Source organism: Streptomyces sp. NPDC023527, assembly GCF_055560115.1.
The window spans coordinates 484,799-508,943 of the sequence record NZ_JBVHJJ010000002.1; the positions used below are offsets into that span (position 1 = coordinate 484,799).

25 protein-coding genes are annotated in these 24,145 nt (G+C 71.1%); 12 read left to right on the forward strand and 13 right to left on the reverse strand.

The genetic code is table 11. The features are described 5' to 3' along the window. The first annotated feature begins 69 nt into the window (after window positions 1–69). Window positions 70–420 (forward strand): cytidine deaminase, encoded by a 351-nt coding sequence (locus ACZ303_RS05680; RefSeq protein WP_467335358.1) that lies wholly within the window; start codon window positions 70–72, stop codon window positions 418–420. A gap of 107 nt (window positions 421–527) precedes the next feature. Beyond that, entirely contained in the window at window positions 528–1,469 is a 942-nt protein-coding gene (gene era, locus ACZ303_RS05685; RefSeq protein ID WP_215080830.1) for a GTPase Era, read from the forward strand. A gap of 167 nt (window positions 1,470–1,636) precedes the next feature. On the opposite strand, the gene ACZ303_RS05690 is transcribed toward era, so the two are convergent. Then, on the reverse strand, window positions 1,637–1,927 hold the full coding sequence (locus ACZ303_RS05690; RefSeq protein WP_467335361.1) for a protealysin inhibitor emfourin: 291 nt from the start codon (window positions 1,925–1,927) through the stop codon (window positions 1,637–1,639). Window positions 1,928–1,956: 29 nt separating this feature from the next. Then, complete coding sequence (locus tag ACZ303_RS05695) at window positions 1,957–3,015, reverse strand: M4 family metallopeptidase (protein ID WP_467335363.1); 1,059 nt, start codon at window positions 3,013–3,015, stop codon at window positions 1,957–1,959. A gap of 348 nt (window positions 3,016–3,363) precedes the next feature. Between ACZ303_RS05695 and leuA the strand changes: the two genes are divergently transcribed. Together leuA and ACZ303_RS05705 are read left to right on the forward strand one after the other, a co-directional pair. Then, window positions 3,364–5,127: a 2-isopropylmalate synthase gene (gene leuA / locus ACZ303_RS05700; RefSeq protein WP_467335365.1), complete on the forward strand. Its 1,764-nt coding sequence runs from the start codon at window positions 3,364–3,366 to the stop codon at window positions 5,125–5,127. A gap of 175 nt (window positions 5,128–5,302) precedes the next feature. Further along, window positions 5,303–6,037 carry a TerB family tellurite resistance protein gene (locus tag ACZ303_RS05705; RefSeq protein ID WP_467335811.1) on the forward strand — a complete coding sequence of 245 codons (735 nt, stop codon included), beginning with the start codon at window positions 5,303–5,305 and terminating at the stop codon, window positions 6,035–6,037. Window positions 6,038–6,055: 18 nt separating this feature from the next. Here ACZ303_RS05705 and ACZ303_RS05710 read toward each other — a convergent pair whose 3' ends face one another. Then, a complete protein-coding gene (locus ACZ303_RS05710) occupies window positions 6,056–6,814 on the reverse strand; it encodes a hypothetical protein (RefSeq protein ID WP_467335367.1) in 759 nt (252 codons plus the stop codon). 231 nt (window positions 6,815–7,045) lie between these two features. Between ACZ303_RS05710 and recO the strand changes: the two genes are divergently transcribed. From recO to ACZ303_RS05725, 3 genes are read left to right on the forward strand one after another with little or no spacing between them, the layout of a single operon-like run. Further along, a complete protein-coding gene (gene recO / locus ACZ303_RS05715) occupies window positions 7,046–7,792 on the forward strand; it encodes a DNA repair protein RecO (RefSeq protein ID WP_467335369.1) in 747 nt (248 codons plus the stop codon). A 25-nt stretch (window positions 7,793–7,817) separates the two neighbouring features. Further along, window positions 7,818–8,636 (forward strand): isoprenyl transferase, encoded by an 819-nt coding sequence (locus ACZ303_RS05720; RefSeq protein WP_467335371.1) that lies wholly within the window; start codon window positions 7,818–7,820, stop codon window positions 8,634–8,636. Beyond that, the gene (locus tag ACZ303_RS05725) at window positions 8,633–8,782 is read left to right on the forward strand and encodes a hypothetical protein (RefSeq protein WP_467335372.1); all 150 of its coding nucleotides are present in this window, start codon (window positions 8,633–8,635) and stop codon (window positions 8,780–8,782) included. The genes ACZ303_RS05720 and ACZ303_RS05725 overlap by 4 nt, the downstream gene beginning before the upstream one ends. 56 nt (window positions 8,783–8,838) lie before the next feature. On the opposite strand, the gene ACZ303_RS05730 is transcribed toward ACZ303_RS05725, so the two are convergent. The 4 genes from ACZ303_RS05730 to ACZ303_RS05745 all read right to left on the reverse strand — a co-directional run bounded on the left by ACZ303_RS05730 (window position 8,839) and on the right by ACZ303_RS05745 (window position 12,043). After that, window positions 8,839–9,249 carry a Fur family transcriptional regulator gene (locus tag ACZ303_RS05730; RefSeq protein WP_467335374.1) on the reverse strand — a complete coding sequence of 137 codons (411 nt, stop codon included), beginning with the start codon at window positions 9,247–9,249 and terminating at the stop codon, window positions 8,839–8,841. A gap of 141 nt (window positions 9,250–9,390) precedes the next feature. Then, window positions 9,391–10,281, reverse strand: coding sequence for a metal ABC transporter permease (locus ACZ303_RS05735; protein WP_467335376.1), 891 nt, complete (start codon window positions 10,279–10,281; stop codon window positions 9,391–9,393). Beyond that, on the reverse strand, window positions 10,281–11,051 hold the full coding sequence (locus ACZ303_RS05740; protein ID WP_467335378.1) for a metal ABC transporter ATP-binding protein: 771 nt from the start codon (window positions 11,049–11,051) through the stop codon (window positions 10,281–10,283). The genes ACZ303_RS05735 and ACZ303_RS05740 overlap by 1 nt, the downstream gene beginning before the upstream one ends. 14 nt (window positions 11,052–11,065) lie before the next feature. Next, a complete protein-coding gene (locus ACZ303_RS05745; RefSeq protein ID WP_467335380.1) occupies window positions 11,066–12,043 on the reverse strand; it encodes a metal ABC transporter substrate-binding protein in 978 nt (325 codons plus the stop codon). A gap of 165 nt (window positions 12,044–12,208) precedes the next feature. Here ACZ303_RS05745 and ACZ303_RS05750 point away from each other — a divergent pair, with 165 nt between their 5' ends. Further along, window positions 12,209–13,591, forward strand: a complete 1,383-nt coding sequence (locus tag ACZ303_RS05750; RefSeq protein ID WP_467335382.1) for a glycine--tRNA ligase — start codon at window positions 12,209–12,211, stop codon at window positions 13,589–13,591. 71 nt (window positions 13,592–13,662) lie between these two features. Here ACZ303_RS05750 and ACZ303_RS05755 read toward each other — a convergent pair whose 3' ends face one another. Further along, entirely contained in the window at window positions 13,663–14,238 is a 576-nt protein-coding gene (locus ACZ303_RS05755) for a Uma2 family endonuclease (RefSeq protein WP_467335384.1), read from the reverse strand. A gap of 178 nt (window positions 14,239–14,416) precedes the next feature. On the opposite strand from ACZ303_RS05755, the gene ACZ303_RS05760 reads away from it, so the two are divergent. Together ACZ303_RS05760 and ACZ303_RS05765 are read left to right on the forward strand one after the other, a co-directional pair. Next, window positions 14,417–15,682, forward strand: a complete 1,266-nt coding sequence (locus ACZ303_RS05760) for a sensor histidine kinase (protein ID WP_467335386.1) — start codon at window positions 14,417–14,419, stop codon at window positions 15,680–15,682. Further along, entirely contained in the window at window positions 15,670–16,314 is a 645-nt protein-coding gene (locus tag ACZ303_RS05765) for a response regulator transcription factor (protein ID WP_467335388.1), read from the forward strand. Before ACZ303_RS05760 ends, ACZ303_RS05765 begins: the two co-directional genes overlap by 13 nt. Before the next feature lie 41 nt (window positions 16,315–16,355). On the opposite strand, the gene ACZ303_RS05770 is transcribed toward ACZ303_RS05765, so the two are convergent. The 3 genes from ACZ303_RS05770 to ACZ303_RS05780 all read right to left on the reverse strand — a co-directional run bounded on the left by ACZ303_RS05770 (window position 16,356) and on the right by ACZ303_RS05780 (window position 19,776). Next, window positions 16,356–16,937: a TetR/AcrR family transcriptional regulator gene (locus ACZ303_RS05770; RefSeq protein WP_467335389.1), complete on the reverse strand. Its 582-nt coding sequence runs from the start codon at window positions 16,935–16,937 to the stop codon at window positions 16,356–16,358. Window positions 16,938–17,100: 163 nt separating this feature from the next. Continuing rightward, window positions 17,101–18,105 carry an aldo/keto reductase gene (locus ACZ303_RS05775; RefSeq protein ID WP_467335391.1) on the reverse strand — a complete coding sequence of 335 codons (1,005 nt, stop codon included), beginning with the start codon at window positions 18,103–18,105 and terminating at the stop codon, window positions 17,101–17,103. Window positions 18,106–18,300: 195 nt separating this feature from the next. Beyond that, the gene (locus tag ACZ303_RS05780; protein ID WP_467335393.1) at window positions 18,301–19,776 is read right to left on the reverse strand and encodes an MFS transporter; all 1,476 of its coding nucleotides are present in this window, start codon (window positions 19,774–19,776) and stop codon (window positions 18,301–18,303) included. A 110-nt stretch (window positions 19,777–19,886) separates the two neighbouring features. Here ACZ303_RS05780 and ACZ303_RS05785 point away from each other — a divergent pair, with 110 nt between their 5' ends. Then, window positions 19,887–20,807: a helix-turn-helix transcriptional regulator gene (locus ACZ303_RS05785; RefSeq protein WP_467335813.1), complete on the forward strand. Its 921-nt coding sequence runs from the start codon at window positions 19,887–19,889 to the stop codon at window positions 20,805–20,807. Here the strand turns inward: ACZ303_RS05785 and ACZ303_RS05790 are convergent, their stop codons facing one another. Both ACZ303_RS05790 and ACZ303_RS05795 read right to left on the reverse strand, forming a co-directional pair. Then, window positions 20,808–21,272 carry a MarR family winged helix-turn-helix transcriptional regulator gene (locus ACZ303_RS05790; RefSeq protein WP_467335395.1) on the reverse strand — a complete coding sequence of 155 codons (465 nt, stop codon included), beginning with the start codon at window positions 21,270–21,272 and terminating at the stop codon, window positions 20,808–20,810. After that, window positions 21,269–22,681, reverse strand: a complete 1,413-nt coding sequence (locus ACZ303_RS05795) for an MFS transporter (RefSeq protein WP_467335396.1) — start codon at window positions 22,679–22,681, stop codon at window positions 21,269–21,271. Before ACZ303_RS05795 ends, ACZ303_RS05790 begins: the two co-directional genes overlap by 4 nt. Window positions 22,682–22,805: 124 nt before the next feature. Between ACZ303_RS05795 and dusB the strand changes: the two genes are divergently transcribed. After that, window positions 22,806–23,948, forward strand: coding sequence for a tRNA dihydrouridine synthase DusB (dusB, locus tag ACZ303_RS05800; RefSeq protein ID WP_467335398.1), 1,143 nt, complete (start codon window positions 22,806–22,808; stop codon window positions 23,946–23,948). Window positions 23,949–24,145 lie beyond the last annotated feature (197 nt).

A 24,145-nucleotide genomic window follows, 5' to 3' on the forward strand; every position in this document is an offset into this window, starting at 1 on the left:
TCGGCCCTTCGCTTCCCGGGTCCGCGCCCGGCTCCCGGGCCCCGGGCGGTGCTGCATATGCTCGCCCGTATGACGGAGACGACGCTGGACCCCGAAGACCGCAAGATCATCACGCTGGCCCGTTCCGCGCGGGCGCGCAACGGGGTTCCCGAGGGGGCCGCCGTGCGTGACGAGACGGGACGGACGTATGTCGCCGGGACCGTCGCGCTCGACTCGCTCCGCCTCAGCGCCCTGCGGACGGCCGTCGCGATGGCCGTCGCCAGTGGCGCGAAGTCCTTGGAGGCCGCCGCCGTCGTCTCCGACGCCGCGACGGTGTCCGAGGAGGACCGCGCGGCCGTGCGCGACCTGGGCGGACCCACCGCGCCCGTCCTGCTCGCCGGCCCCGACGGCGCCCTGCGCGCCACGCTCAGCGCGGGCTGAGCCGGAGGCGGAGCGGGAGGCCGGACACGGTGCCGGGCGGGGTCCGGGTGCCCACCGCGCGGGACCGCTGGTCGGCGGGGGCCGGGGGATCGGGGAGAATACCGAGTATGGACAGTGCTGCCTCCCCCTCCCAGGCCCCTCACCGCGCGGGCTTCGCGTGCTTCGTCGGCCGGCCCAACGCGGGCAAGTCGACCCTGACCAACGCACTGGTGGGGACGAAGGTCGCGATCACCTCCAACCGCCCGCAGACCACCCGGCACACCGTGCGCGGCATCGTGCACCGCCCGGACGCCCAGCTCGTGCTGGTGGACACCCCCGGTCTGCACAAGCCGCGCACCCTGCTCGGCGAGCGCCTCAACGACGTCGTACGGACCACCTGGGCCGAGGTCGACGTGATCGGCTTCTGCCTGCCCGCCGACCAGAAGCTCGGCCCGGGTGACAAGTTCATCGCCAAGGAGCTCGCGGGGATCAAGAAGACCCCCAAGATCGCTATCGTCACCAAGACGGACCTGGTCGACTCCAAGCAGCTCGCCGAGCAGCTGATCGCCATCGACCAGCTCGCCGTGGAGCTGGGCTTCGAGTGGCAGACGATCGTCCCCGTCTCGGCGGTCGGCGACAAGCAGGTCTCGCTGCTGGCCGACCTGATCGCCCCGCTGCTCCCCGAGAGCCCGCCGCTCTACCCCGAGGGCGACCTCACCGACGAGCCCGAGCAGGTCATGGTCGCGGAGCTGATCCGCGAGGCCGCCCTGGAGGGCGTCCGGGACGAGCTGCCGCACTCCATCGCCGTCGTGGTCGAGGAGATGCTGCCCCGCGAGGACCGCCCCGCGAACAAGCCGCTGCTGGACATCCACGCGAATGTCTACATCGAGCGCCCCAGCCAGAAGGGCATCATCATCGGCCCCAAGGGCGCCCGGCTGAAGGAGGTGGGCATGAAGTCCCGCAAGCACATCGAGGCGCTCCTCGGTACCCCGGTCTACCTCGACCTGCATGTGAAGGTCGCCAAGGACTGGCAGCGCGACCCCAAGCAGCTGCGCAAGCTCGGGTTCTGAGGCGGCGGCCCACCGGCGGCCGGAGGCCGGAGCAGCGGCCCGAAGCCTGTGAGGCCCCCAGGGGCCGAGCGGTGCGAGGGCGGCGGTCGGGAGGGGCCCCCGAGCAGCTGCGCAAGCTGGGCTTCTGAGCCCGGGCGCCGCGTCGCGGAGCGATCAGCGGGAGGCGCTCACGCGCCTTCCTTCAGCACGAAGCGGATCAGCTCCCGCTGCTCCGGCGTGAGGTGCGGATCCGCGCAGTGGACCGTGCGGCCGTCCACGGTGATCTCGTAGTGGAAGGCGTCCGGCACCCCGCGCGGCGACGTCGTCTCCCCGCACCCCGGGCCACCGCCCGGGGCGTGGGCGACCGCCCGGTGGGCCAGGGCCTGCAGATGGGCCGCGTCGGGCCGGCCGGTGGTATCCAGCTCGGCCCGCCGCTCGATGCCGGCGAAACCGCCTGATCGGATGATGGCAATACGCATACCGCCATCCTTACCCCGTCCGCTCCGCTCTACGAGGTGGGAACCCCCACCCGCGACCACGCCTTGAGAACGGCCTGAATCTCGTCCCCCTCGCCGTACAGGCCCCGGGCCGACGTGGCGGTCAGCCGCGCGAATTCCGCGAAATCGGCGTCGGAGGCCAGCTCGCCGCCGGTCAGCGTGGCGTACCAGATCTTCCCGGCCCGCTCCCAGGCGTTGCCGCCGAGGTCTGTGGCCAGGAGGTAGAAGGCGTGATTGGGGATGCCGGAATTGATGTGCACGCCGCCGTTGTCGCGTGACGTGCGGACGTAGTCGTCCATGGTGGCGGGCTGCGGGTCCTTGCCGAGCACGTTGTCGTCGTACGCCGTCCCCGGCGCCTTCATCGAGCGCAGCGCCTCGCCGCTGTCCACATTGGGGCCCAGCAGGCCCGCCCCGATCAGCCAGTCGGCCTGATCGGCGGACTGGCCGAGCGCGTACTGCTTGATCAGCGAGCCGAACACGTCCGAGAGCGACTCGTTCAGCGCGCCCGACTGGCCGTAGTACTCCAGATTCGCCGTGTGCTGGGTCACCCCGTGCGTGAGCTCGTGGCCGATGACATCCACCGGAATCGTGAAGTCCCGGAAGAGGTCGTTGTCCCCGTCGCCGAACACCATCTGGGAGCCGTCCCAGAACGCGTTGTCGTAATTCTCGCCGTAGTGGACGGTCGCATTCAGCGGCAGCCCGGAGTCGTCGATGGAGTGCCGTCCGTAGACCTTCATGAACAGGTCGAAGGTGGCGCCGAGACCGGCGTGCGCGCGGTTGACGGTGGCGTCCTTGGAGGGCTGGTCGCCCTCGGAGCGCACCTTCCGACCTGGCGCGACCTCGCGGTGCTCGGCGTCGAAGATGGTGCGCAGCGGCTTGTCGGACGGGGTGCCGGTCGGCGCGGCGAGGCCCCGGGCCGCCGTGATGCGGCGGCGGGTGCGCTGGAGGGAGTCGTGTTCGAGGGTGCGCCGCGCGGGGCCGTGGACGGCGGGGTCGTCCGACTGTGCGAGTTTGTCGAGGACATGCGGAGGCACGATGGTGCAGAAGACCGGATTCATAGCGGGTTTCATGGCGGCAATGTGGCACCCGCTCCCGGTCTTGTCACTGCTTGGCGTCATGATTAATGAAATCGAGTGGTTGTCTATTATTTGAGAGACAGCAATTCCGTATTTCCTCCCGGCTCTTCCCGCGCTCGCCGGCGCGCCGGTGTCCCGCATGCTGATACGGGGCTCCTGCGGCGCGGTCGTCTCGGTTAGGGTGCTGGACATCATGCGTTACGGGCTGCTTCTTCTTAGCTGCCGCGGCGAGGGCCTGTAGTCGTAGGCCGACCCCCTCCCCGCGGAGTTCGGTGTTGCGGTCACCCGCCGGTGATCAGCCCCGTCGGCCGTCCCAGTGGACACACGAGGAGCCCCACGCAGATGCCCGAGATTTCCGTAGGCCGCCCCACGCCCGTCACCGCCGCGACCGTCAGGCAGCGGCCCTCCGGGATGCCGGTCCACAAATACGGTCGCTACGACGCCGTCGACATCCCCGACCGCACCTGGCCCGAACAGCGCATCACCACCGCCCCCCGCTGGCTCTCCACCGACCTGCGCGACGGCAACCAGGCCCTGATCGACCCGATGTCCCCGGCCCGCAAGCGCGAGATGTTCGACCTGCTGGTCCGCATGGGCTACAAGGAGATCGAGGTCGGCTTCCCCTCCTCCGGGGCCACCGACTTCGACTTCGTACGGTCGATCATCGAAGAGGGCGCCGTCCCCGAGGACGTGACGATCTCCGTTCTGACCCAGGCGCGCGAAGAGCTGATCGAGCGCACCGTCGAATCGCTGCGCGGCGCCCACCGCGCGACCGTCCACCTCTACAACGCCACCGCGCCCGTCTTCCGCCGCGTCGTCTTCCGCGGCTCCCGCGAGCAGGTCAAGCAGATCGCCGTCGACGGCACCCGGCTGGTCATGGAGTACGCCGACAAGATCCTCGGCGACGAGACGATCTTCGGTTATCAGTACTCGCCGGAGATCTTCACCGACACCGAGCTGGACTTCGCCCTGGAGGTCTGCGAGGGAGTCATGGACGTCTGGCAGCCCGAGGCCGGCCGCGAGATCATCCTCAATCTGCCGGCCACCGTGGAGCGCTCCACGCCCAGCACCCACGCCGACCGCTTCGAGTGGATGTCGCGCCACCTCTCCCGGCGCGAGCACATCTGCCTGTCCGTGCACCCGCACAACGACCGGGGCACGGCCGTCGCCGCCGCCGAACTGGCGATCATGGCCGGTGCCGACCGCATCGAGGGCTGCCTCTTCGGCCAGGGCGAGCGCACCGGCAACGTCGACCTGGTCACCCTGGGCATGAACCTCTTCTCCCAGGGCGTCGACCCGCAGATCGACTTCTCGCAGATCGACGAGGTCCGCCGGACCGCCGAGTACTGCAACCAGATGGAGGTCCACCCGCGCCACCCCTACGCGGGCGACCTGGTCTACACCGCCTTCTCCGGCTCCCACCAGGACGCCATCAAGAAGGGCTTCGAGGCGATGGAGGCCACCGCCGCCGCCGCTGGGAAGACCGTGGACGACATCGAGTGGGCCGTGCCCTACCTGCCCATCGACCCCAAGGACGTCGGCCGTTCGTACGAGGCCGTCATCCGCGTCAACTCGCAGTCCGGCAAGGGCGGCATCGCCTACGTCCTCAAGCACGACCACAAGCTGGACCTGCCGCGCCGCATGCAGATCGAGTTCTCCAGGATCATCCAGGCGAAGACGGACGCCGAGGGCGGCGAGGTCACCCCGCAGGAGATCTGGTCGGTCTTCCAGGACGAGTACCTGCCCATGGACGGCAACCCCTGGGGCCGGATCGCGCTGCGCTCGCACCAGACCTCGACCGCCGGCGAGGGCACCGACGCGCTGACCGTCGAGGCCGTGGTGGACGGCGTGGAGACGGTCCTGACCGGCACCGGCAACGGCCCGATCTCCGCCTTCTTCGACGCGCTGGCCGCCGTCGGCGTCGACGCCCGCCTGCTCGACTACACCGAGCACACCATGAGCGAGGGCGCCAGCGCCCGGGCCGCCTCGTACATCGAGTGCGTGATCGACGGCAAGGTGCTGTGGGGCATCGGCATCGACCCCAACACCACCCGCGCCTCGATCAAGGCCGTCGTCTCCGCGGTCAACCGCGCCTACCGCGGCTGAGCCCGAACAGCCGTCAAGCGACCGCCACCGAATCCACCGTATCCGGTGGCTCGGTGGCGTAATCGTCCAACTGGCGCCGGGACTCTGCGCACGGGGTACTGACGCCACATCACCGATGTGGCTAACATCACGTCAACGCGGCGACGAGGCCGTGGCGTTATGGAGGTGCGCCGTGATGCACGCGCAAGGCCGATCCGGTCCGGACCGGTGTGTGGTGGGCGTACGCACCGTGTGGCGGACCGTCGGCGACGGCGAGTTCTACTGCCCGGGGTGCGGTGGCGACCGCAACTACCGCCGTCGTACGGGGCGCCGTCGGCTGGTCGTGTTCGGGTTGCCGCTGCTGCCGCGCGGGCCGGTCGGACCGATCGTCGAGTGCACCGCCTGCCGCGCCCGCTACGGCACGGACATCCTCGACCACCCCACCACCACGCGCTTCTCCGCGATGCTCCGCGACGCCGTGCACACCGTCGCCCTCGCCGTCCTCGCCGCGGGCGGCACCGAGGCCCGTACGGTCCGCAGGGCCGCCGTGGGCGCGGTGCGCGCGGCCGGCTTCGTCGACTGCAGCGAGGAGCAGCTGATCACGCTGATCGAGGCGCTCGCGGCGGACACGGGCCGGCTGCCGGGCATGTACGCGGGCGGTACGGGCCTGGGAGCCGGCTGCGGCCGCGACGGCTTCGACCCGCGGGGCACGGCGCTGGCGATCGAGCTGCACGAGGCGCTGGAGCCGCTGGCCCCGCACCTCGCGCCCGCCGGCCGGGAATCGATCCTGCTGCAGGGCGCCCGCATCGCACTGGCCGACGGGCCCTACCGGCCCGCCGAGCGGGAGGTCCTGGCCACGGTGGGGCGGGCGCTGCTGATCCGCCCGGAGGACACCGACCGCCTGCTGGCGGCGGCCCGCACGCCGTCGTAGCGCCCGGCCGGAGACCCCTCAGCCCTGGGCGGCGGCTTCCTGACGCTGGTGGGCGCCCCGGCGCCGCCGCCCCCGCACGCGCCGCCGGACCTGCCGGCCGAGCGTCGGCGCGACGAGGGCGAGCGGCACCGCGCCCGCCCCGGTGACGAGCACGGCCGTCGCCGCCGAGTCCGTCACGACCGGCGAGAAGAAGGCGACGAGCGAGGCGCCCAGGCCCGCCGCCAGCGCCACGGCGACCCGCAAGGGGCCGGGCGCGGGGTTGCCCCGGGCCCGCCGGGCGACCACGAGGGCGAGCCAGAAGGCCGTTCCGCTCGCGACGAGCAGGGCCAGACCGGCGCCCAGCGGGAAGCGGTAGCCGTCCTTGGGCTCGTCGGCCTCGTACTGCCGCTTGCCCATGAACTCCACGTAGCGGACCTTGCCCCGCCAGGAGGTCGCGGTGACCTCGTCACCGGGCGAGACGGCGCCGAAGATCGACGCGGGCCCGCTCATGTCCACGCGGCGGGTGGCCCCCTCACGCTCGGCGAGAGTGAGCCAGTAGTGCGCCCGGTAGGCGCCGTGCACGGTCTCGGTCTTCTTCACGACGGCCTCGACCGCCTTCCGGCAGTCCGTGGACGGCTCGTCCGACAGACAGGCCGGCGCCGTCGCGAAGGCCCGTCCCGTGGCCTGCCGGTCCGGCACCGTGACGAACAGCAGGAAGCCCGCCGCCGACAGCAGGATCAAGCCGACCATGGCCACGACCACCGGCAGACGCCGGCGCGAGGTGTGTGCCGCGCTCACGGCGGGCTCACGGAGGAATCGGAGATCAGCATGGGGCCATTCTGCACGCGGAGCGGAGGGCCTTCCTCCATGCTGTCCGGTCCGCCCCAGCCTGTCCGTACGAGCCCGGTCTGCTTGTGCGGGTCCATGCCGCCCGTACGGGTCCACCCCGGTCGTACGGGACAATGTCCCCATGAGCCTGTTCCGCGACGACGGCATCGTCCTGCGCACCCGGAAGCTCGGGGGCGGGCGATGAGTCTCTTTCGCGACGACGGCATCGTCCTGAGGACCCAGAAGCTCGGCGAGGCCGACCGCATCATCACCCTCCTCACCCGCGGCCACGGCCGCGTGCGCGCCGTGGCCCGTGGGGTGCGGCGGACGAAGTCGAAGTTCGGGGCGCGGCTGGAGCCGTTCTCGCACGTCGACGTGCAGTTCTTCGCGCACGGCAGCGAGCTCGTCGGGCGCGGGCTGCCGATGTGCACCCAGAGCGAGACCATCGCCGCCTACGGCGGCCCCATCGTCACCGACTACGCCCGCTACACCGCCGGCACCGCCATGCTGGAGACCGCCGAGCGGTTCACCGACCACGAGGGCGAGCCCGCCGTGCAGCAGTACCTGCTGCTGGTCGGAGGGCTGCGCACGCTCGCCGCGGGCGAGCACGCCCCGCACCTCATCCTGGACGCGTTCCTGCTGCGCTCCCTCGCCGTCAACGGCTACGCCCCCAGCTTCGAGGCGTGCGCGAAGTGCGGCATGCCCGGACCGAACCGATTCTTCTCGGTGGCCGCGGGCGGCGTGGTCTGCGGGGAGTGCCGGGTGCCCGGAAGCGTCGTACCCTCCTCGGAGTCGATCGAGCTCCTCGGCGCGCTGCTGACCGGGGACTGGGCGACGGCGGACGCCTGTGAGGCGCGTCATGTCAGGGAGGGCAGCGGTCTGGTGGCCGCGTATCTGCACTGGCATCTGGAGCGGGGGCTCCGCTCCCTCCGTTATGTAGAGAAGTAACCGGTATCGAGGAGAAGTGGCATCCATGGCACGACGCGGGATTCTTGGCCGTTCCCGACGCGAGTACCTCACGCCCGAGCCGCATCCGTCCGGGGCACGTCCGCCGAAGATCCCCGGTGAGCTGGTGCCCAACCACGTGGCGATCGTCATGGACGGCAACGGCCGCTGGGCGAAGGAGCGCGGCCTGCCGCGCACCGAGGGGCACAAGGTCGGCGAGGGCGTCGTCATGGACGTGCTCAAGGGCTGCCTGGAGATGGGCGTCAAGAACCTCTCCCTGTACGCCTTCTCGACCGAGAACTGGAAGCGTTCGCCCGAAGAGGTGCGCTTCCTGATGAACTTCAACCGCGACGTCATCCGCCGCCGCCGCGACGAGATGGACGAGCTCGGCATCCGGGTCCGCTGGACCGGCCGGATGCCGAAGCTGTGGAAGTCCGTGGTCGAGGAGCTCCAGATCGCCCAGGAGCAGACGAAGAACAACGACGCCATGACCATGTACTTCTGCGTCAACTACGGCGGCCGCGCGGAGATCGCCGACGCCGCGGCGGCCATAGGGCGGGACATCGCCGCCGGGCGGCTGGACCCCTCGAAGGTCAACGAGAAGACCTTCGCCAAGTACCTCTACTACCCGGACATGCCGGACGTCGACCTGTTCGTACGCCCGTCCGGTGAGCAGCGCACGTCCAACTATCTGATCTGGCAGAGCGCTTACGCCGAGATGGTCTTCCAGGACGTCCTCTGGCCGGACTTCGACCGCCGCGACCTGTGGCGGGCGTGCCTGGAGTACGCGCAGCGCGACCGCCGCTTCGGCGGGGCCATGCCGAACGAGGAGCAGGGCGGCGCGTGATCGGGACTTCGACGGTACCGGCCCCGGCCGATGCCCTGACGTTCGAGTACGAGCTGACGGCCGCCGACATCCGGTCCGCGCTGCGCGCCCGTACGCGCGCCGTCCGCAGTGCGCGAGCGCTGAGGGTGGGCCTGCCGCGCGGCTGAGCGCGCAGACGTATGCCCCGGGCGTCTTCCGACGCCCGGGGCATACGTATGACGGGTCAGCGCGACGCCGCGCACTCCCCGCAGGTTCCGAAGATCTCGATCGTGTGGGCGACGTCCACGAAGCCGTGCTCCGCGGCGATCGAATCCGCCCACTTCTCCACGGCCGGGCCCTCGACCTCGACGGCCTTGCCGCAGTCCCGGCACACCAGGTGGTGGTGGTGACCGCTGGAGCAGCGGCGGTAGACCGCCTCGCCCTCGCTGGTGCGCAGCACGTCGACCTCGCCCGCGTCGGCGAGGGACTGGAGTGTGCGGTAGACGGTGGTCAGACCGACCGAGGCGCCGCGGTGCTTGAGCATGTCGTGCAGTTCTTGCGCGCTCCGGAACTCGTCCACCTCGTCGAGCGCGGCCGCGACCGCGGCCCGCTGCTTGGTGGACCGGCCGCGTACCGGGGGACCCGCGGTCGCCACAGTTGCCTCCAAAAGCTCGCCTGAACACCCATCCGCACGTGTCGCACGGCCAATTGTGCCAGTCCGCGGGACCGGGCGGGTAAGCCCGGACCGACGGGTGCGACCTTTACGGATCTTTACGGTGCCTCGGCCGCCGTCGGCTCAGACCTGGACGTCGTCGGCGGCGGTACGGCTCTCGGGCGCCCGGAGCGTGCACCCTTCCTGGGCGGCGGCCCGCTTGGCGCGTTTCCTGGTCAGGGGTGCCGCGAGCGCGGTCAGCGCGATGAAGACGCCGATCGCCAGCAGCACGATGGTCGCGCCGGAGGGCACGTCGACGTAGTACGAGGTGGCCGTGCCGGAGACGGCGACCACGACGCCGATGCCCATGGCCAGCGCGAAGGTCGTCGCGAAACTGCGCGAGACGGCCTGCGAGGCGGCCACCGGGATCACCATCAGGGCGCTGACCAGCAGCAGGCCGACGACGCGCATGGCGACCGTGACGGTCACCGCCGCCGTGATCGCGACCAGCAGGTTCAGCAGCCGCACCGGCAGCCCGGTGACCCGGGCGAACTCCTCGTCCTGGCAGATGGCGAAGAGCTGGCGCCGCAGTCCGATGGTGACCAGGATCACGAACGCCGCCAGCACGCAGATGGCGGTCATGTCCTGCTCCGACACGGTGGTGATCGAGCCGAAGAGGTACGAGACGAGGTTGGCGTTGGAGCCGGCGTCCGACAGGCTCGTGAGCATCACCCCGCCGGCCATGCCGCCGTAGAAGAGCATGGCGAGCGCGATGTCGCCGCGGGCCTTGCCGTACGAGCGGATCAGCTCCATCACGATGGCGCCGACGACGCACACGGCCGTGGCGACCCACACCGGGCTGGTGTTGAGCAGGAAGCCCAGGCCGACGCCGGTGAGGGCGACGTGGCCGATGCCGTCGCCCATCAGCGCCTGCCGGCGCTGGACGAGGTAGGTGCCGATGGCGGGGGCGGTGAGGCCGACGAGGAGGGCGGCGAGCAGCGCCCGCTGCATGAAGGCGGGTTCGAGGATGTCCATCAGGTCAGCAGCCCTGTCCGAATCGGTTCCGCTGCCGGGCCGGCGTGCGGGTGTACGTGGTCGTGGCCGGGCAGCGCGTGCTGGCCCACGGCCTCGGGCGGCGGGCCGTCGTGGACCACGCAGCCGTCGCGCAGGACGACCGCACGGTCGATGAGCGGCTCCAGCGGGCCGAGCTCGTGCAGGACGACGAGGACCGTGGCGCCCCGGGCGACCTGTGCGCGCAGCGCGTCCGCGAGGACCTCCTGGGAGGCCAGGTCGACGCCGGCCATCGGCTCGTCCATGATCAGCAGTTCGGGTTCGCCGGCCAGCGCGCGGGCGATGAGCACCCGCTGGTGCTGGCCGCCGGAGAGCGCGTCGACGGAGTCCTTGAGCCGGTCGGCCATGCCGACGAGCTCCAGGGCCCGTACGACCGCCTCGCGGTCGGCCTTGCGCAGGAAGCCCAGCCGGGTGCGGGCCAGCCGCCCGGCGGAGACGACCTCGCCCACGGTCGCGGGCACCCCGCCGGCGGCGGTCGTGCGCTGCGGTACGTAGCCGACGCGCGCCCAGTCGCGGAAGCGCCGCCGGGGCGTGCCGAAGAGCTCCAGCTCGCCGCCGGTGAGCGGCACCTGGCCGACGACGGCCCGTACGGCCGTGGACTTGCCGGAGCCGTTGGCGCCGAGCAGCGCGACGACCTCGCCGCGCCGTACGGTCAGGTCCACGCCGCGCAGCACCGGCCGTGCGCCGAGGGTCGCCGTCGCTCCGCGCAGGGATATGACGGGCTGATCGTCCATGCTGTTGACCTCCGTCACTTGGTGCCGAGCGCCTTCTGGAGGGCGGCGAGGTTGGACTCCATGACCGCGAAGTAGTCGTCGCCCCGGGACTTGTCGGTGATCCCTTCGAGCGGGTCGAGCACGTCCGTCTTCAGGTTCAGGTCGCCGGCCAGGGTCTTCGCCGTGGCGGGGTTGGCGATGGTCTCGAAGAAGACCGTGCTGACGCCGTGGTCCTTCGCCAGCTTGTGCAGGTCCTTGATCCGGGCGGCGCTGGGCTCGGACTCCGGGTCCAGGCCGTTGATGGCCTCCTGCTCCAGGCCGTAGCGCTCGGCGAGGTAGCCGAAGGCGGCGTGGGTGGTGATGAAGGTCCGGGAGGCACGGTTCTTCAGGCCGTCCGAGAACTTCTTGTCCAGCCCGCCGAGCTTCTTGACCAGGGCGTCGCGGTTCTTCTCGTAGTCCGCGCGGTGGTCGGGGTCGGCCTCGGCGAGGGCCTTGGCGACGCCCTTGGCGACCTCGGCGTACTTCACCGGGTCCAGCCAGACGTGCGGGTCGGCGCCGGATTCGTCGTCGGAGTGGTGGTGACCTTCGTGCTCGTCGTGGGATTCGCCCTCGACCTCGGTGCCGTGCTTCTCCAGCTCGGTGAGGGAGGCGGCGTCGACGATGTGCTTGTTCCTGGACTGCTTGATCGCCTTGTCCACGGCGGGCTGGATGCCCTTGAGGTAGACGATCGCGCCCGCGTCGGAGAGGGAGCCGGTCTGCTTGGGGCTGAGCTCCAGGTCGTGCGGCTCCTGGCCGGGCTTCGTCAGATTGGTCACGCCGACGTGGTCGCCGCCGATCTCCTCGGCGAGGAACTGCATGGGGTAGAAGGACGCGACCACCTTGAGCTTGCCGTCCGCCGCCTTGCCCGCCGTGCCGGAGGAGGAGCACGCGGAGAGCGTGAGCAGCCCGAGGGCCGCGGCTGTGGCGACGGCGGCGGCGGATATTCGGGGGGAGCGGAGACGGCTTACGTTCATGACAGTCATTTTCAACTAAAGTGGAAACGATTGTCAACAAGGGGGGTGTGGCGGGCGGTGCCGAGAGGGTCGGTCAAGCCAAGGCCAGAGCCGATTTGATGAGAGGGGGTGCGGCGCCGGTAACCTGAAGCATTCGCTGTTCGTCGTCGCAATGAAGAGAGCACCGTGGCCGCCGACAAGATCGACACCATCGTCAGCCTGAGCAAGCGCCGTGGCTTTGTCTATCCGTGCAGTGAGATCTACGGCGGACAGCGTGCCGCCTGGGATTACGGACCCCTCGGCGTGGAGCTCAAGGAGAACATCAAGCGTCAGTGGTGGCGCTCCATGGTCACCTCGCGCGACGACGTGGTCGGTCTCGACTCGTCGGTGATCCTCGCCCGTGAGGTCTGGGAGGCGTCCGGCCACGTCGCCACCTTCTCGGACCCGCTGACCGAGTGCACCTCCTGCCACAAGCGCTACCGCGCGGACCACCTGGAGGAGGCGTACGAGGCGAAGCACAAGAAGCTTCCCGAGAACGGCCTCGCCGACATCAACTGCCCGAACTGCGGCAACAAGGGCGCCTTCACCGAGCCCAAGCAGTTCTCCGGCCTGCTGTCGACCCACCTCGGCCCGACCCAGGACTCCGGCGCGGTGACCTACCTGCGCCCCGAGACCGCGCAGGGCATCTTCACCAACTTCGCCCAGGTCCAGCAGACCTCGCGCCGGAAGCCGCCGTTCGGCATCGCCCAGACCGGCAAGTCCTTCCGCAACGAGATCACGCCGGGCAACTTCATCTTCCGCACCCGCGAGTTCGAGCAGATGGAGATGGAGTTCTTCGTCAAGCCGGGTGAGGACGAGGAGTGGCAGGAGTACTGGATGCAGCAGCGCTGGAACTGGTACACCGGCCTCGGCATGCGCGAGGAGAACATGCGGTGGTACGAGCACGCCGCCGAGAAGCTCTCCCACTACTCCAAGCGCACCGTTGACATCGAGTACCGCTTCAACTTCGGCGGCTCCGAGTTCTCCGAGCTCGAGGGTGTGGCCAACCGCACCGACTACGACCTCAAGGCGCACTCCGCGGCCTCCGGCCAGGACCTGTCGTACTTCGACCAGGAAGCAGGCGAGCGCTACTTCCCGTACGTCATCGAGCCGGCGGCCGGCCTCAACCGCGCCATGCTGGCCTTCATGCTCGACGCGTACAACGAGGACGAGGCGCCCAACGCCAAGGGCGTCATGGAGAAGCGCGTCGTCATGCGCCTCGACCCGCGCCTGGCGCCGGTGAAGGTCGCGGTGCTGCCGCTCTCCCGCAACCCGCAGCTCTCCCCGAAGGCCAAGGGCCTCGCGACGGACCTGCGCAAGCACTGGAACATCGACTTCGACGACGCGGGCGCGATCGGCCGCCGCTACCGCCGCCAGGACGAGATCGGCACGCCGTTCTGCGTCACGGTCGACTTCGACACGCTCGACGACAACGCGGTGACGGTCCGCGAGCGCGACACCATGAAGCAGGAGCGGGTGTCCCTCGACCAGATCGAGGGCTACCTGGGCTCGCGTCTGCTGGGCTGCTGACGCTCTTCGCTGTGGCCGAAGGCCCCGGTTCCCGCTCGACGGGGGCCGGGGCCTTCGGGCATCGGGGGTGCTCAGCTCTCCCAGCCGGAGGTGTCCAGCTTGCAGTCGAACGGGGCGGGGATGTGGACCGTCCCGCCGAATTCGATCTGAGTGCTGGTGCGGTAGCCGTGGTCCGACGGCTCCGAGTACACGATGACGGTGCCCTTGAGCATGTCGACGAGCACGTACACAGGCACTCCCGCCTTGCCGTAGACCTCGGCCTTCTCCCTGCGGTCGGCATCAGCCGTGGAGGAAGATGTCAGCTCGCCCACGAGGGACAGCGCTTCACCAGGCCTGTAGATGCTGTCGGTCCGCATGGCGCCGGAGTCCGCGACGTGGAAGTCGGGGCCGTAGGCGCGCGAGTGTTCGGTGAACTTGTAGAGGTTGGGGCAAGTCCGCGCTCGGTGGCCCTTGGGCACGTGCGGCCCCAACTGGTCGACAAGTGCGTCCAGAACGCGGGTGTAGAAAGCCCTGGACCACGGTGACACGACGACCTTGCCCCCGACGATCTCCGTGTAGTACCCGTCGGGGAGATCGGCGTCGATCTTCTCCAGAATCCTGCACAGTTGTTCAAAGTCCGTCGGCTCCGGGCCTTGGACAATCGGCACGGGCGGTTGCATACGTCTCCTTGCCTGGGCGAGCGTGACGCCACACAACGTAGCCACGGTCGCTGACACACGGCCACACTTCACCCGCACGTTCGTCCGATGGTGGTACTGGCTACACCCCGGAGACGGACGACAGTGCCATGGACCCCCTCCGACCTGGGGATCTACCGTGTGGAGCATGTCCATCCCCACCCTGCTGCGGACCGCGGCGCGGCCCCTGCGGAGCGCCCGGCGCCCCACCGCCTGCATCGTCGTCGGCGCCCTCGCCCAGTTCCCGGCCCTGCTGATCATGGGGGTGCCGTGGCTGGCCTACCAGGCGGGGTCGGTGCCCGAGATCCTGCTGTCGGTGTTCCTGCCGCTGGGGGGCATCGCGCTCATCGGGCCCGCCCTCTCGTCCCTCCAGAGGCGCCGCTTCCGCTGGACGCTGGGGGTCGACATACCGGCGCCGCCCGCCGGCCCTCCCGCCGTCGGGTCGCCGGGTGAGCGGACCCGCGCCCGCCTCCGCTCGGCCTACCCCGGCCCGCAGGTGCGCTACCACCTGCTGGCGGGCCCGGCCGCGGCCCTGGGCGGGGTGCTCACGCTGCTGGCCGGCCTGACAGGGCTCGTACTGGCCACGGTCTACGTCTGGATCTGGGCGCTGCCGGTGAACTGGCGCGTGAGCCAGGCCGGTTACACCACACAGGCCGCGTACGTCACCGCGGGCGGGCTCGCGCTGCTGTACGCGTGGGCCTGGCTGTCGGGTGCGCTCGTGCGCCTCGACACCCGCAACGCCACCGCCCTCCTCGGCCCCAGCCGCGAGCAGCAGCTGGCCCGCCGGGTGGCGGACCTCGCCGAGCGCCGCGCGGAGGTCGTCGACGCCGCCGACGCCGAACGCCGCCGCATAGAACGCGACCTGCACGACGGCGCGCAGCAGCGCCTCGTGTCGATGGCCGTCAACCTGGGGCTGGCGAAGATCACACTCAAGGACATACCCGACGACGCCCGCAAGGTCATAGACGAGGCCCACCGGGAGGCGAAGGAGGCCATCGCCGAGCTCGGCAATCTCGTACGGGGACTGCACCCCGCCGTGCTGGAGGACAGGGGCCTGGACGCCGCCCTGTCCGGGGTCGCCGAGCGGACGCCGCTGCCCGTCCGGCTGAAGGTCGACCTGCCGTCGCGGCCCTCCCCGACCATCGAGGCGGTGGCCTACTTCGTCGTCTCCGAGGCCCTCGCGAACGTCGTCAAGCACGCGCAGGCGTCCGGAGTCGATGTCACCGTCGAGCGGTTCGGGGGGATACTTCTCGTCGTCGTCTCCGACGACGGCGTGGGCGGTGCCGACCCTGCGGGCGGCACCGGGCTGGCGGGGCTCGCCAAGCGCGTCGCGTCGGTCGACGGCACGTTCTCGATCAGCAGCCCCGTGGGGGGCCCGACCGTTGTGACTGTGGAGCTGCCGTGCGCGCTGTGATCGCCGAGGATTCCGTCCTGCTCCGGATCGGCCTGGTGAAGGTCCTGGAGGCGGCCGGATTCGACGTGGTCGCGGAAGTCGGCGACGCGGAAGCGCTGTTGACGGTCATGGAGGAGCACCGCCCCGACGTCGCCGTCCTCGACGTCCGGATGCCGCCGGGCTTCACCGACGAGGGCGTACGAGCCGCGCTCGTCATCCGCAAGCAGTGGCCGGAGACGGCGGTCCTGCTGCTCTCCCAGTACGTGGAGGAGCGCTACGCCGCCGAGCTGCTGTCCGGCGACACCCGGGGCGTCGGCTATCTGCTGAAGGAACGGGTCGCGGACGTCGAGGAGTTCATCGACGCCCTCCACCGCGTCGCGTCCGGCGGCACGGCCCTCGACCCGCAGGTCGTCGCCCAACTGCTGCTGCGCCGCCACCGCGATCCGCTGGAGCGGCTCACCCCGCGGGAGCGGGAGGTCCTGGAGCTGATGGCCGGCGGCCGTTCGAACGCCGGAATCGCGAGACAGTTGGTCGTGAGCGAATCCGCTGTCGCGAAACACATCAACAGCATCCTGGCCAAGCTCGACCTGCCGAAGGCCGACGCGGACCACCGCCGGGTGCTGGCGGTGCTGCGGTTCCTGGGCGTGGGCTGAGCGCACCACCGCCGGCGCGGGCCGGAGGACAGGGGCGGGACTCAGGGCCGCAGCCCCCGCAGGACCAGCTCGCATACCGCGTCGAACGCCGCGTCGATGCCCGGAAGCGACCACTCCGCGGCGTAGGCCGGGTCGTGGAAGCGGTTCGTGGCGTCCCACAGGGCCCGCGCCGTCGCCCTCGGATCCGGCGTCGTGAACTCGCCGTCGCGGACACCGCTCTCCACGATCCCGGCCAGCTGCTCGATCATCGTCTCGATGTGCCGCTCGACGACTCCGCTGTTCTCGCCCACGAGGACCATGTACGTCGCGAAGAGCTCCGGGTCGTCGCCCGCCTTGCGGCGCTTGGCGGCGAAGAGGGCCGTGAGCCACTCGCGCAGCCGCTGCCCGGCAGGGCCCGCCGTCTCGGCGACGGCGGACAGGGCGGTGTGCGACTGGTCGAGCCAGCGCTGGGTGACGGCCTCGCGGAGGGCGGCCTTGCTGCCGAAGTGGCGGTAGACGCTGCCGTGGCTGACCCCGAGGGCCCGCGCCACGTCGACCACGGTGGCCTTGGCGGGGCCGAAGCGGCGCAGGACGTCCTCGGTGGCTTCGAGGATCCGGTCGGGAGTGAGCGTCTCGGGCGGCATGGGCGGGTGCGGATCCTTTCGGTCGGACGCCACGGGGTCGGGCGCGCCTGGTACGGACCGTACCCGGCCGGGGACGGTACGGACCCGGTGGGGCGAGCCTCTCGCGGTCGGCCGGTGGTCACCGTGCGCCCGCCCGTCCCCGGCTGTCGCCGGGCCCCGGTGGTCACCGCTCGCTGTCGAGGTGCGCCATCTGGTCGGTCGGGTAGCGGTCGCCGGCCGCGGCGTCGGCGGGGACGGCCCGCTCGATGGCCGCCAGGTCGTCCGCGCCCAGCCGGACGTCCAGCGCGCCGAGCGCCTCGGCGAGGCGGTCGCGGCGGCGGGCGCCGACCAGCGGGACGATGTCCTCGCCCTGGGCGAGGACCCAGGCGATGGCGGTCTGGGCGACGGTGGCGCCCTTGGCCTCGGCGATCTCGCGGAGCGCCTCCACCAGGTCGAGGTTGTGCCGCAGGTTCTCGCCCTGGAAGCGCGGGCTCATGCCGCGGAAGTCGTTCGCGGCGAGCTTGCGGTCGCGGGCGAAGTGGCCGCTGATCAGGCCGCGGGAGAGGACGCCGTACGCGGTGACGCCGATGCCCAGCTCACGGACGGTGGGCAGGATCTCCTTCTCGATGCCGCGCGAGATCAGCGAGTACTCGATCTGGAGGTCGGCGATCGGCGCGACGGCGGCGGCGCGGCGGATGGTGTCGGCGTTCACCTCGGAGAGGCCGATGTGCCGGACGTGACCGGCCTGGACGAGCTCGGCGATCGCGCCGACGGTCTCCTCGATCGGGACGTTCGGGTCGAGGCGGGCGAGCCGGTAGATGTCGATGTGGTCGGTGCCCAGGCGCTGGAGCGAGTACGCGGCGAAGTTCCGGACCGCGTTCGGGCTGCCGTCGACGCCGGTGAAGCCGCCCTCGACGGTGCGCAGGGCGCCGAACTTCACGCTGGTGAGGGCGTTTTCGCGGGCGCCCGCCGGGGCGGTGCGCAGCGCTTCGTTGATGAGCAGTTCGTTGTGGCCCATGCCGTAGAAGTCGCCGGTGTCGATCAGGGTGACGCCGGCGTCGAGGGCGGCGTGGATCGTGGCGATCGATTCGGCGCGGTCGGCCTCGCCGTAGAGGGCGGACATGCCCATCGCGCCGAGACCGAGGGCGGAAACCTGCGGGCCGGTGGTGCCGAGGGTGCGGTGCTGCACGGGGGACTCCTTCACGGGCGGTGAGAGGCCGGGTGTGTGCCAGGTACGGGAGACCAGGGACGGGAACCCGGCGTGCGGGCCGGTGCATGAGGACCGGGGCACACCAGAAGAGTGACACATGGAATGACAGATTTCAATATCTGTCATTCCATGTTCGTCCGACCCTTGATCCCGGCGCCGCCCTCAGTGGCGATTTCAAGCCACCTTGCGCGGCAGCCGCAGGCTCAGCACCAGCGACACGGCCACCGCCGCCAGATGCGCCCCCAGCGTCACCGCCACGGCGTCCCGCATCCCTATCGACGCCGACAGGGTCAGGAAGAGCGAGCCGAGCGTGGCCACGCCCAGGGCCATGAACGACTGCTGCGTCGTGGTCATCACCCCGCCGCCGACCCCCGCCTGCGCCACCGGCACCTCACTCAGCACCACCCGCAGCGTCATCGGCAGCAGCAGCCCGTTGCCCAGCCCGATCACGGCCAGCGCCGGCCCGGTGCCCAGCGCGCCCAGCCCGTCCCAGCCCCAGTAGAAGGTCGCCGCCAGCCCCGCGAGCCCGACCACCTGGAACAGCGCCCCGGCCGTGATCGCCCGCCGCCCGAACCGCGCCGCCAGCCGCGGACCGGCCAGCGACCCGAGGAAGAACGTCACGCACATCGGCACCAGCGCCAGCCCGGCCGCCAACGCCCCCAGGTGGAGCCCCTCCTGCAACGCCACCGCCAGGACGAACATGAAGCCGCCCCAGCTGAGCGAGAACGGCACCAGCACCGCCAGCCCGCTGCGCACCGAGTGGACCCGCAGCAGCGACGGCGGCACCAGCGGTGTCCGCCCGGCGGCCTCCTCGCGCCGCTCCACCACCACGAACGCCGTGGCCGCGAACGGGAAGACCGCCAGCAGCGCCCACGACCACACCGGCCACCCCGTCGCCCGGCCCTCGGTCAGCGGCAGCAGCAGGGAGATCAGCGTCAGCGACAGCAGCGCCGTGCCCCGCCCGTCCACGCCCGTCGGGCGGTCCGAGCGCGTCTCCGGGATCGTGCGTACCGCCAGCACCAGCGCCACGGCCGCGACCGGCGCGTTCACCAGGAAGATCGAGCGCCATCCGGTGCCCCAGAGGTCGGCGGAGACCAGCACGCCGCCGAGCACCTGCCCGACCGACGCCGCGAGCCCGGCCGTGCCGCTGTACAGGCTCAGCGCCTTGGTGCGGTGCGCCCCGGCGGTCGTGGCCTGGATCGTCGCCAGCACCTGCGGCAGCATCAGCGCGGACGCCGCGCCCTGCGCGACCCGGGCGGCGACCAGCGACCAGGCGTCCGGCGCGAGACCGCACGCCACGGACGTCACGCCGAACGCGGCCGTGCCCCACAGGAACAGCCGCCTGCGGCCGATCATGTCGCCCAGCCGGCCGCCGAGGACGAGCAGGACGGCGTACGCGACGCCGTAGCCGCCGACGACCATCTCCAGCAGGGCCGGGCCCGCCTTCAGGTCGTGGTCGATGGTGGGCAGGGCGACGTTGACGATGAAGAAGTCGACCATCGGCAGCGCGGCGCCGATCAGGACGGTCATGAGGCCCAGCGCGCTCAGGGCGGGGGAGGAGGTGGACGGGGTGGAGGGGGCGGCTCCGGCTGCCGGGGCAACAGGGCTCGTCCGGATGTCTGTTCGGGCGCTTATTCGGGTATCGCTCACGGATAAGACGATGCCCACCCGCTCAGCCTGGTACCAGAGCCTCTTTATCCTGGTACAAGCACTACCTGGAACGGGACTGCCGCGTCCCGCACGCTGGAGGCATGAGCCTGATGACGCAGGAGTCCCGCACGGTCGCAGCAGCCGCCGTGCCCACGGTCGCAGCCGCCGCCGTGCCCACGGCCGATGACGTACGCCGCGTCGAGCTGGCCGCGTTCCTGCGCAGCCGCCGCGAGCGCGTCTCCCCCGAGGAGGCCGGTCTGCCGCGCGGCCCCCGGCGCCGCACCCCGGGCCTGCGCCGCGAGGAGGTCGCGCACCTCGCCGCCGTGGGGGTCACCTGGTACACCTGGCTGGAGCAGGCGCGGGACATCAAGGTCTCCGCGCAGGTCCTCGACGCCATCGCCCGCGCCCTGAGGCTCGACCGCGGCGAGCGCGGCCACCTCTTCGCCCTCGCCGGCACCGTCGACCCGATGCCGGGCACCGGCTGCGCGGGCGTCTCGCCGGACCTGCTGACGATGCTGGACCAGCTGCAGCCGTTCCCCGCGTGCGTACAGAACGCCCGGTACGACATCCTCGCCCACAACCGCTCGTACGGGCGGCTGGTGGGCGACCTCGACGCGCTGCCGCCCGAGGAGCGCAACTGCATGTGGCTCACCTTCACCCACCCGCAGTGGCGGGCCGCTTTCGCCGACCGCGAGGAGGTGATCCGGGCGATGGCCGCGAAGTTCCGCGCCGCGATGGCCGAGCACATCGCCGAGCCCGCCTGGAAGTGCCTGCTCAAGCGGCTTCTCGACGCCTCGCCGGAGTTCCGCGCGCTGTGGGCGCGACACGAGGTCGCCCCGCCCACCGCCCATCGCACCAGGCTCATCCAGCAGACCGAGGTGGGGCTGCTGCGCCTGCGCCACACCAGCCTGTGGGTCACCCCGCACCCCGGCGGCCGACTGGTGACCTTCACCCCCGTCGACGACGACACGCGCGAGCGGCTGGAGCGGCTGGGCGAGATCTGGGGCCCCTCCCCGGCGCGGGGAGCCTGATCAGTTCGGCGGATCCGGCCGGTCCCCGCCCGCGTCCGGCCGCTTCGCCAGCCGGGCCACGATGCGGTCCAGCGCCGCGAGGTCGTCCTCCGGCAGGTCGAGCAGCGCGGGCGGGGGAGTGCCGAGGATCCGTTCGGCGCGCTCGGCCGCCTCCCGGCCCGCCGCCGTGACCGAGACGATCTTCGAACGGCGGTCGGCGGGGTTGGCGGCGCGTTCCACCAGGCCGCGCCCGGCGAGGTCGTCCACCACCAGCGTGGTGTACGGCCGGTCGGTCATCAGCTCGTCCGCGAGCTCCCGCAGCGTGATGGGCCCCCTGGCGATCCTGCGCAGCGCCTTGACGCGGAAGAAGCTCATGCCGAGCGCGTCGATGACCTCCTTGCGGCGCTCGTTGCCGCCCAGGACGATCTCCCGGATGTTGGCCCAGGCGCGCCGCGCGGCCGCCGAAGAGGTGTCGTGCGTGGTCATGGTGTCGTCACCGGGATCCTGCTCTGGTCGGGGTCGAGGCGCGCGCCGGCCCGCGCGGCGGTTCCGGCGGCCCAGCGACCGGTGGTGATCGTACCGAGCAGGAGTACGGACATCCCGCAGCCGGTGATGATCCACCAGCCGGCGAGGTGGAGCCCGGCGGCGACGGTCGCGCCGACCACGGCGACCCCGAGCGAGCTGCCGACCTGGCGGCTGGTGGAGGCGATCGCCGCGGCCACCCCCGCGCGCGAGCGCGGCATGCCGGAGACGGCGGTGTTGGTGACCGGCGCGTTCACCAGCCCGAAGCCGATGCCGAACAGGACGTAGGCGGTGAACAGCAGGCCGTCGGACGAGCGGGCGTCCAGGGCCGCGAAGAGCAGGCCGCTGGCCGACATGGCCGTACCGGCCAGCAACAGCGGCAGCCGGGGCCCGCGGGCGCCGACCAGCCGGCCGGACAGCGGCGCGCAGACCAGGCACATGGCGGCCATCGGCAGCATGAACAGCCCGGCGTCGAGTGCGGAGAGGCCGCGCTCGTTCTGGAGGTAGAGGGTGTTGAGGAAGAGGAAGCCGCCGAGCGCGGCGAAGGCGCTCACGGCGATGACGGTGGCGCCGCTGAACGGCACGCTGCGGAAGAACCCCAGCTCCACCAGCGGCTCCCGGCGCCGCCGCTCGTACGCCAACAGCCCGGCGAGGGAGCCGAGGGCGACGGCGAAACAGCCCAGGATCAGCGGCGAGGTCCAGCCCGCGGCGGGGCCCTCGATGATCCCGTACGTCGTCGAGCCGAGCAGCGTGATCACCAGCAGCTGGCCGACCGGGTCCACCCGGCGCGGCTTCGGGGCGCGGGACTCGGGGACGTAGCGGGTGGTCATGGCCAGGGCGAGCAGGCCGACCGGCAGGTTGATCCAGAAGATCGAGCGCCAGCCGACCGACTCCACGAGCGCGCCGCCGACGATGGGCCCGGCGGCCATGCTGATGCCGACGACGCCGCCCCAGACGCCTATCGCCCGGGCCCGTTCCCGGGGGTCGGTGAAGGTGTTGGTGATGATCGACATGGCCACGGGGTTGAGCATCGAGCCGCCCACGGCCTGGACCGTCCGGAAGGCGATCAGCCAGCCCAGCCCCGGCGCCAGGCTGCACAGCACCGAACCGGCGGTGAACAGCACCAGGCCGGTCCGGAACACCCGTCTGCGGCCGATCCGGTCGGCCGTCGAGCCGGCCAGCATGAGCAGCGAGGCGAGCACGAGCGTGTAGGCGTCGATGGTCCACTGCAGGCCGGAGACGGAGGCGTGGAGCTCCTTCTGCATCGAGGGCAGGGCGACGTTGAGGATCGTGTTGTCGAGACTGACGATCAGCAGGCTCGTGCAGCAGATGCCCAGGACGAGCAGGCGTCGGCGGGGGGAGAGCTCGGACATGCGGCTCCTCGGAAGGATGGCGGTGCCGGACGGCGCCGGAGCGCAGGGCACGTATTAGTTGTATGAATCCAATCGTTTTAAGCGTACAACTAAAGCCCCCATGTGCGTACGGGACAATGGGGGCATGACCCATGACGACGCCTCGCCGCTCTCCATCGGTCCGCACTCGGTGTGGCCGCCGGTGGTGCTCGCCCCCATGGCGGGGATCACCAACGCACCCTTCCGTACGCTCTGCCGGGAGTTCTCCGGCGGCAAGGGGCTCTTCGTCAGCGAGATGATCACCACCCGCGCGCTCGTCGAGCGGGACGCCAAGACGATGCGGCTGATCCACTTCGACGGCACCGAGAAGCCGCGCTCGATCCAGCTCTACGGGGTCGACCCGGTGACCGTCGGCAAGGCCGTCCGCATGATCGTGGACGAGGACCTGGCCGACCACATCGACCTGAACTTCGGCTGTCCGGTGCCCAAGGTGACCCGCAAGGGCGGCGGCTCCGCGCTGCCGTACAAGCGCAACCTGCTGCGCTCGATCCTGCGCGAGGCCGTCGGCAACGCCGGCTCCCTGCCCGTCACCATGAAGATGCGCAAGGGCATCGACGACGATCACATGACCTACCTCGACGCCGGCCGGATCGCCGTCGAGGAGGGCGTCACCGCCATCGCGCTGCACGGCCGCACCGCCGCCCAGCACTACAGCGGCACGGCCGACTGGGACGCCATCGCGCGCCTGAAGGAGACCGTCCCGGAGATACCCGTCCTCGGGAACGGCGACATCTGGTCGGCGGACGACGCCGTACGCATGATGCGCGAGACCGGCTGCGACGGCGTCGTGGTCGGGCGCGGCTGCCTGGGCCGGCCGTGGCTCTTCGGCGACCTGGTGGCGGCCTTCGAGGGCGGGGGCGAGCCCGCGGCGCCCACCTTCAAGGAGGTGGCCCGCGTGATGCTGCGCCACGCCGAGCTGCTCGGGCAGTGGCTGGAGAACGAGGAGCGCGGAGTCATCGACTTCCGCAAGCACGTCGCCTGGTACACCAAGGGCTTCTCGGTCGGTTCCGAACTGCGGAAGAAGCTGGCAATCAGCTCGTCCCTGGACGAAATGGGCGCTCTTCTGAGCGAGATCGACCAGGACCAGTCCTGGCCCATCGGCGCCAATGGTCCCCGGGGTCGCACCTCGGGCCGCGATCGCGTGGTGCTCCCGGAGGGCTGGCTCGATGATCCCTATGACTGCGCGGCCGTCAGCGCGGACGCGGAACTTGACACGTCCGGCGGCTGAGGCGCGTGATTCTCGCCACCCCTGATCAGGGGTGCGCTCAGATGAGCGGGTGAAATCGGAATCTACCTTTCAGAGGGGTGGCACTGGGTGCCACCCCTCTTTGCTTCACTCCTTGATGGCAGACGGGTCTATTTTTCGGCGCTGCGTGATTATCCGATCGCTCTTTGTCATTCTTGATTCAAGTCTTGAACTCACGC

What these genes read in the sequence shown, in the direction of transcription:
- ACZ303_RS05680 (WP_467335358.1), top strand. Translation starts at nt 70, where the DNA reads ATGACGGAGACGACGCTGGACCCCGAAGACCGCAAGATCATCACGCTG.
- era (WP_215080830.1), top strand. Translation starts at nt 528, where the DNA reads ATGGACAGTGCTGCCTCCCCCTCCCAGGCCCCTCACCGCGCGGGCTTC.
- ACZ303_RS05690 (WP_467335361.1), bottom strand. Translation starts at nt 1,927, where the DNA reads ATGCGTATTGCCATCATCCGATCAGGCGGTTTCGCCGGCATCGAGCGG.
- ACZ303_RS05695 (WP_467335363.1), bottom strand. Translation starts at nt 3,015, where the DNA reads ATGAAACCCGCTATGAATCCGGTCTTCTGCACCATCGTGCCTCCGCAT.
- leuA (WP_467335365.1), top strand. Translation starts at nt 3,364, where the DNA reads ATGCCCGAGATTTCCGTAGGCCGCCCCACGCCCGTCACCGCCGCGACC.
- ACZ303_RS05705 (WP_467335811.1), top strand. Translation starts at nt 5,303, where the DNA reads ATGCACGCGCAAGGCCGATCCGGTCCGGACCGGTGTGTGGTGGGCGTA.
- recO (WP_467335369.1), top strand. Translation starts at nt 7,046, where the DNA reads ATGAGTCTCTTTCGCGACGACGGCATCGTCCTGAGGACCCAGAAGCTC.
- ACZ303_RS05720 (WP_467335371.1), top strand. Translation starts at nt 7,818, where the DNA reads ATGGCACGACGCGGGATTCTTGGCCGTTCCCGACGCGAGTACCTCACG.
- ACZ303_RS05735 (WP_467335376.1), bottom strand. Translation starts at nt 10,281, where the DNA reads ATGGACATCCTCGAACCCGCCTTCATGCAGCGGGCGCTGCTCGCCGCC.
- ACZ303_RS05740 (WP_467335378.1), bottom strand. Translation starts at nt 11,051, where the DNA reads ATGGACGATCAGCCCGTCATATCCCTGCGCGGAGCGACGGCGACCCTC.
- ACZ303_RS05745 (WP_467335380.1), bottom strand. Translation starts at nt 12,043, where the DNA reads ATGAACGTAAGCCGTCTCCGCTCCCCCCGAATATCCGCCGCCGCCGTC.
- ACZ303_RS05760 (WP_467335386.1), top strand. Translation starts at nt 14,417, where the DNA reads ATGTCCATCCCCACCCTGCTGCGGACCGCGGCGCGGCCCCTGCGGAGC.
- ACZ303_RS05770 (WP_467335389.1), bottom strand. Translation starts at nt 16,937, where the DNA reads ATGCCGCCCGAGACGCTCACTCCCGACCGGATCCTCGAAGCCACCGAG.
- ACZ303_RS05785 (WP_467335813.1), top strand. Translation starts at nt 19,887, where the DNA reads ATGACGCAGGAGTCCCGCACGGTCGCAGCAGCCGCCGTGCCCACGGTC.
- ACZ303_RS05790 (WP_467335395.1), bottom strand. Translation starts at nt 21,272, where the DNA reads ATGACCACGCACGACACCTCTTCGGCGGCCGCGCGGCGCGCCTGGGCC.
- ACZ303_RS05795 (WP_467335396.1), bottom strand. Translation starts at nt 22,681, where the DNA reads ATGTCCGAGCTCTCCCCCCGCCGACGCCTGCTCGTCCTGGGCATCTGC.
- dusB (WP_467335398.1), top strand. Translation starts at nt 22,806, where the DNA reads ATGACCCATGACGACGCCTCGCCGCTCTCCATCGGTCCGCACTCGGTG.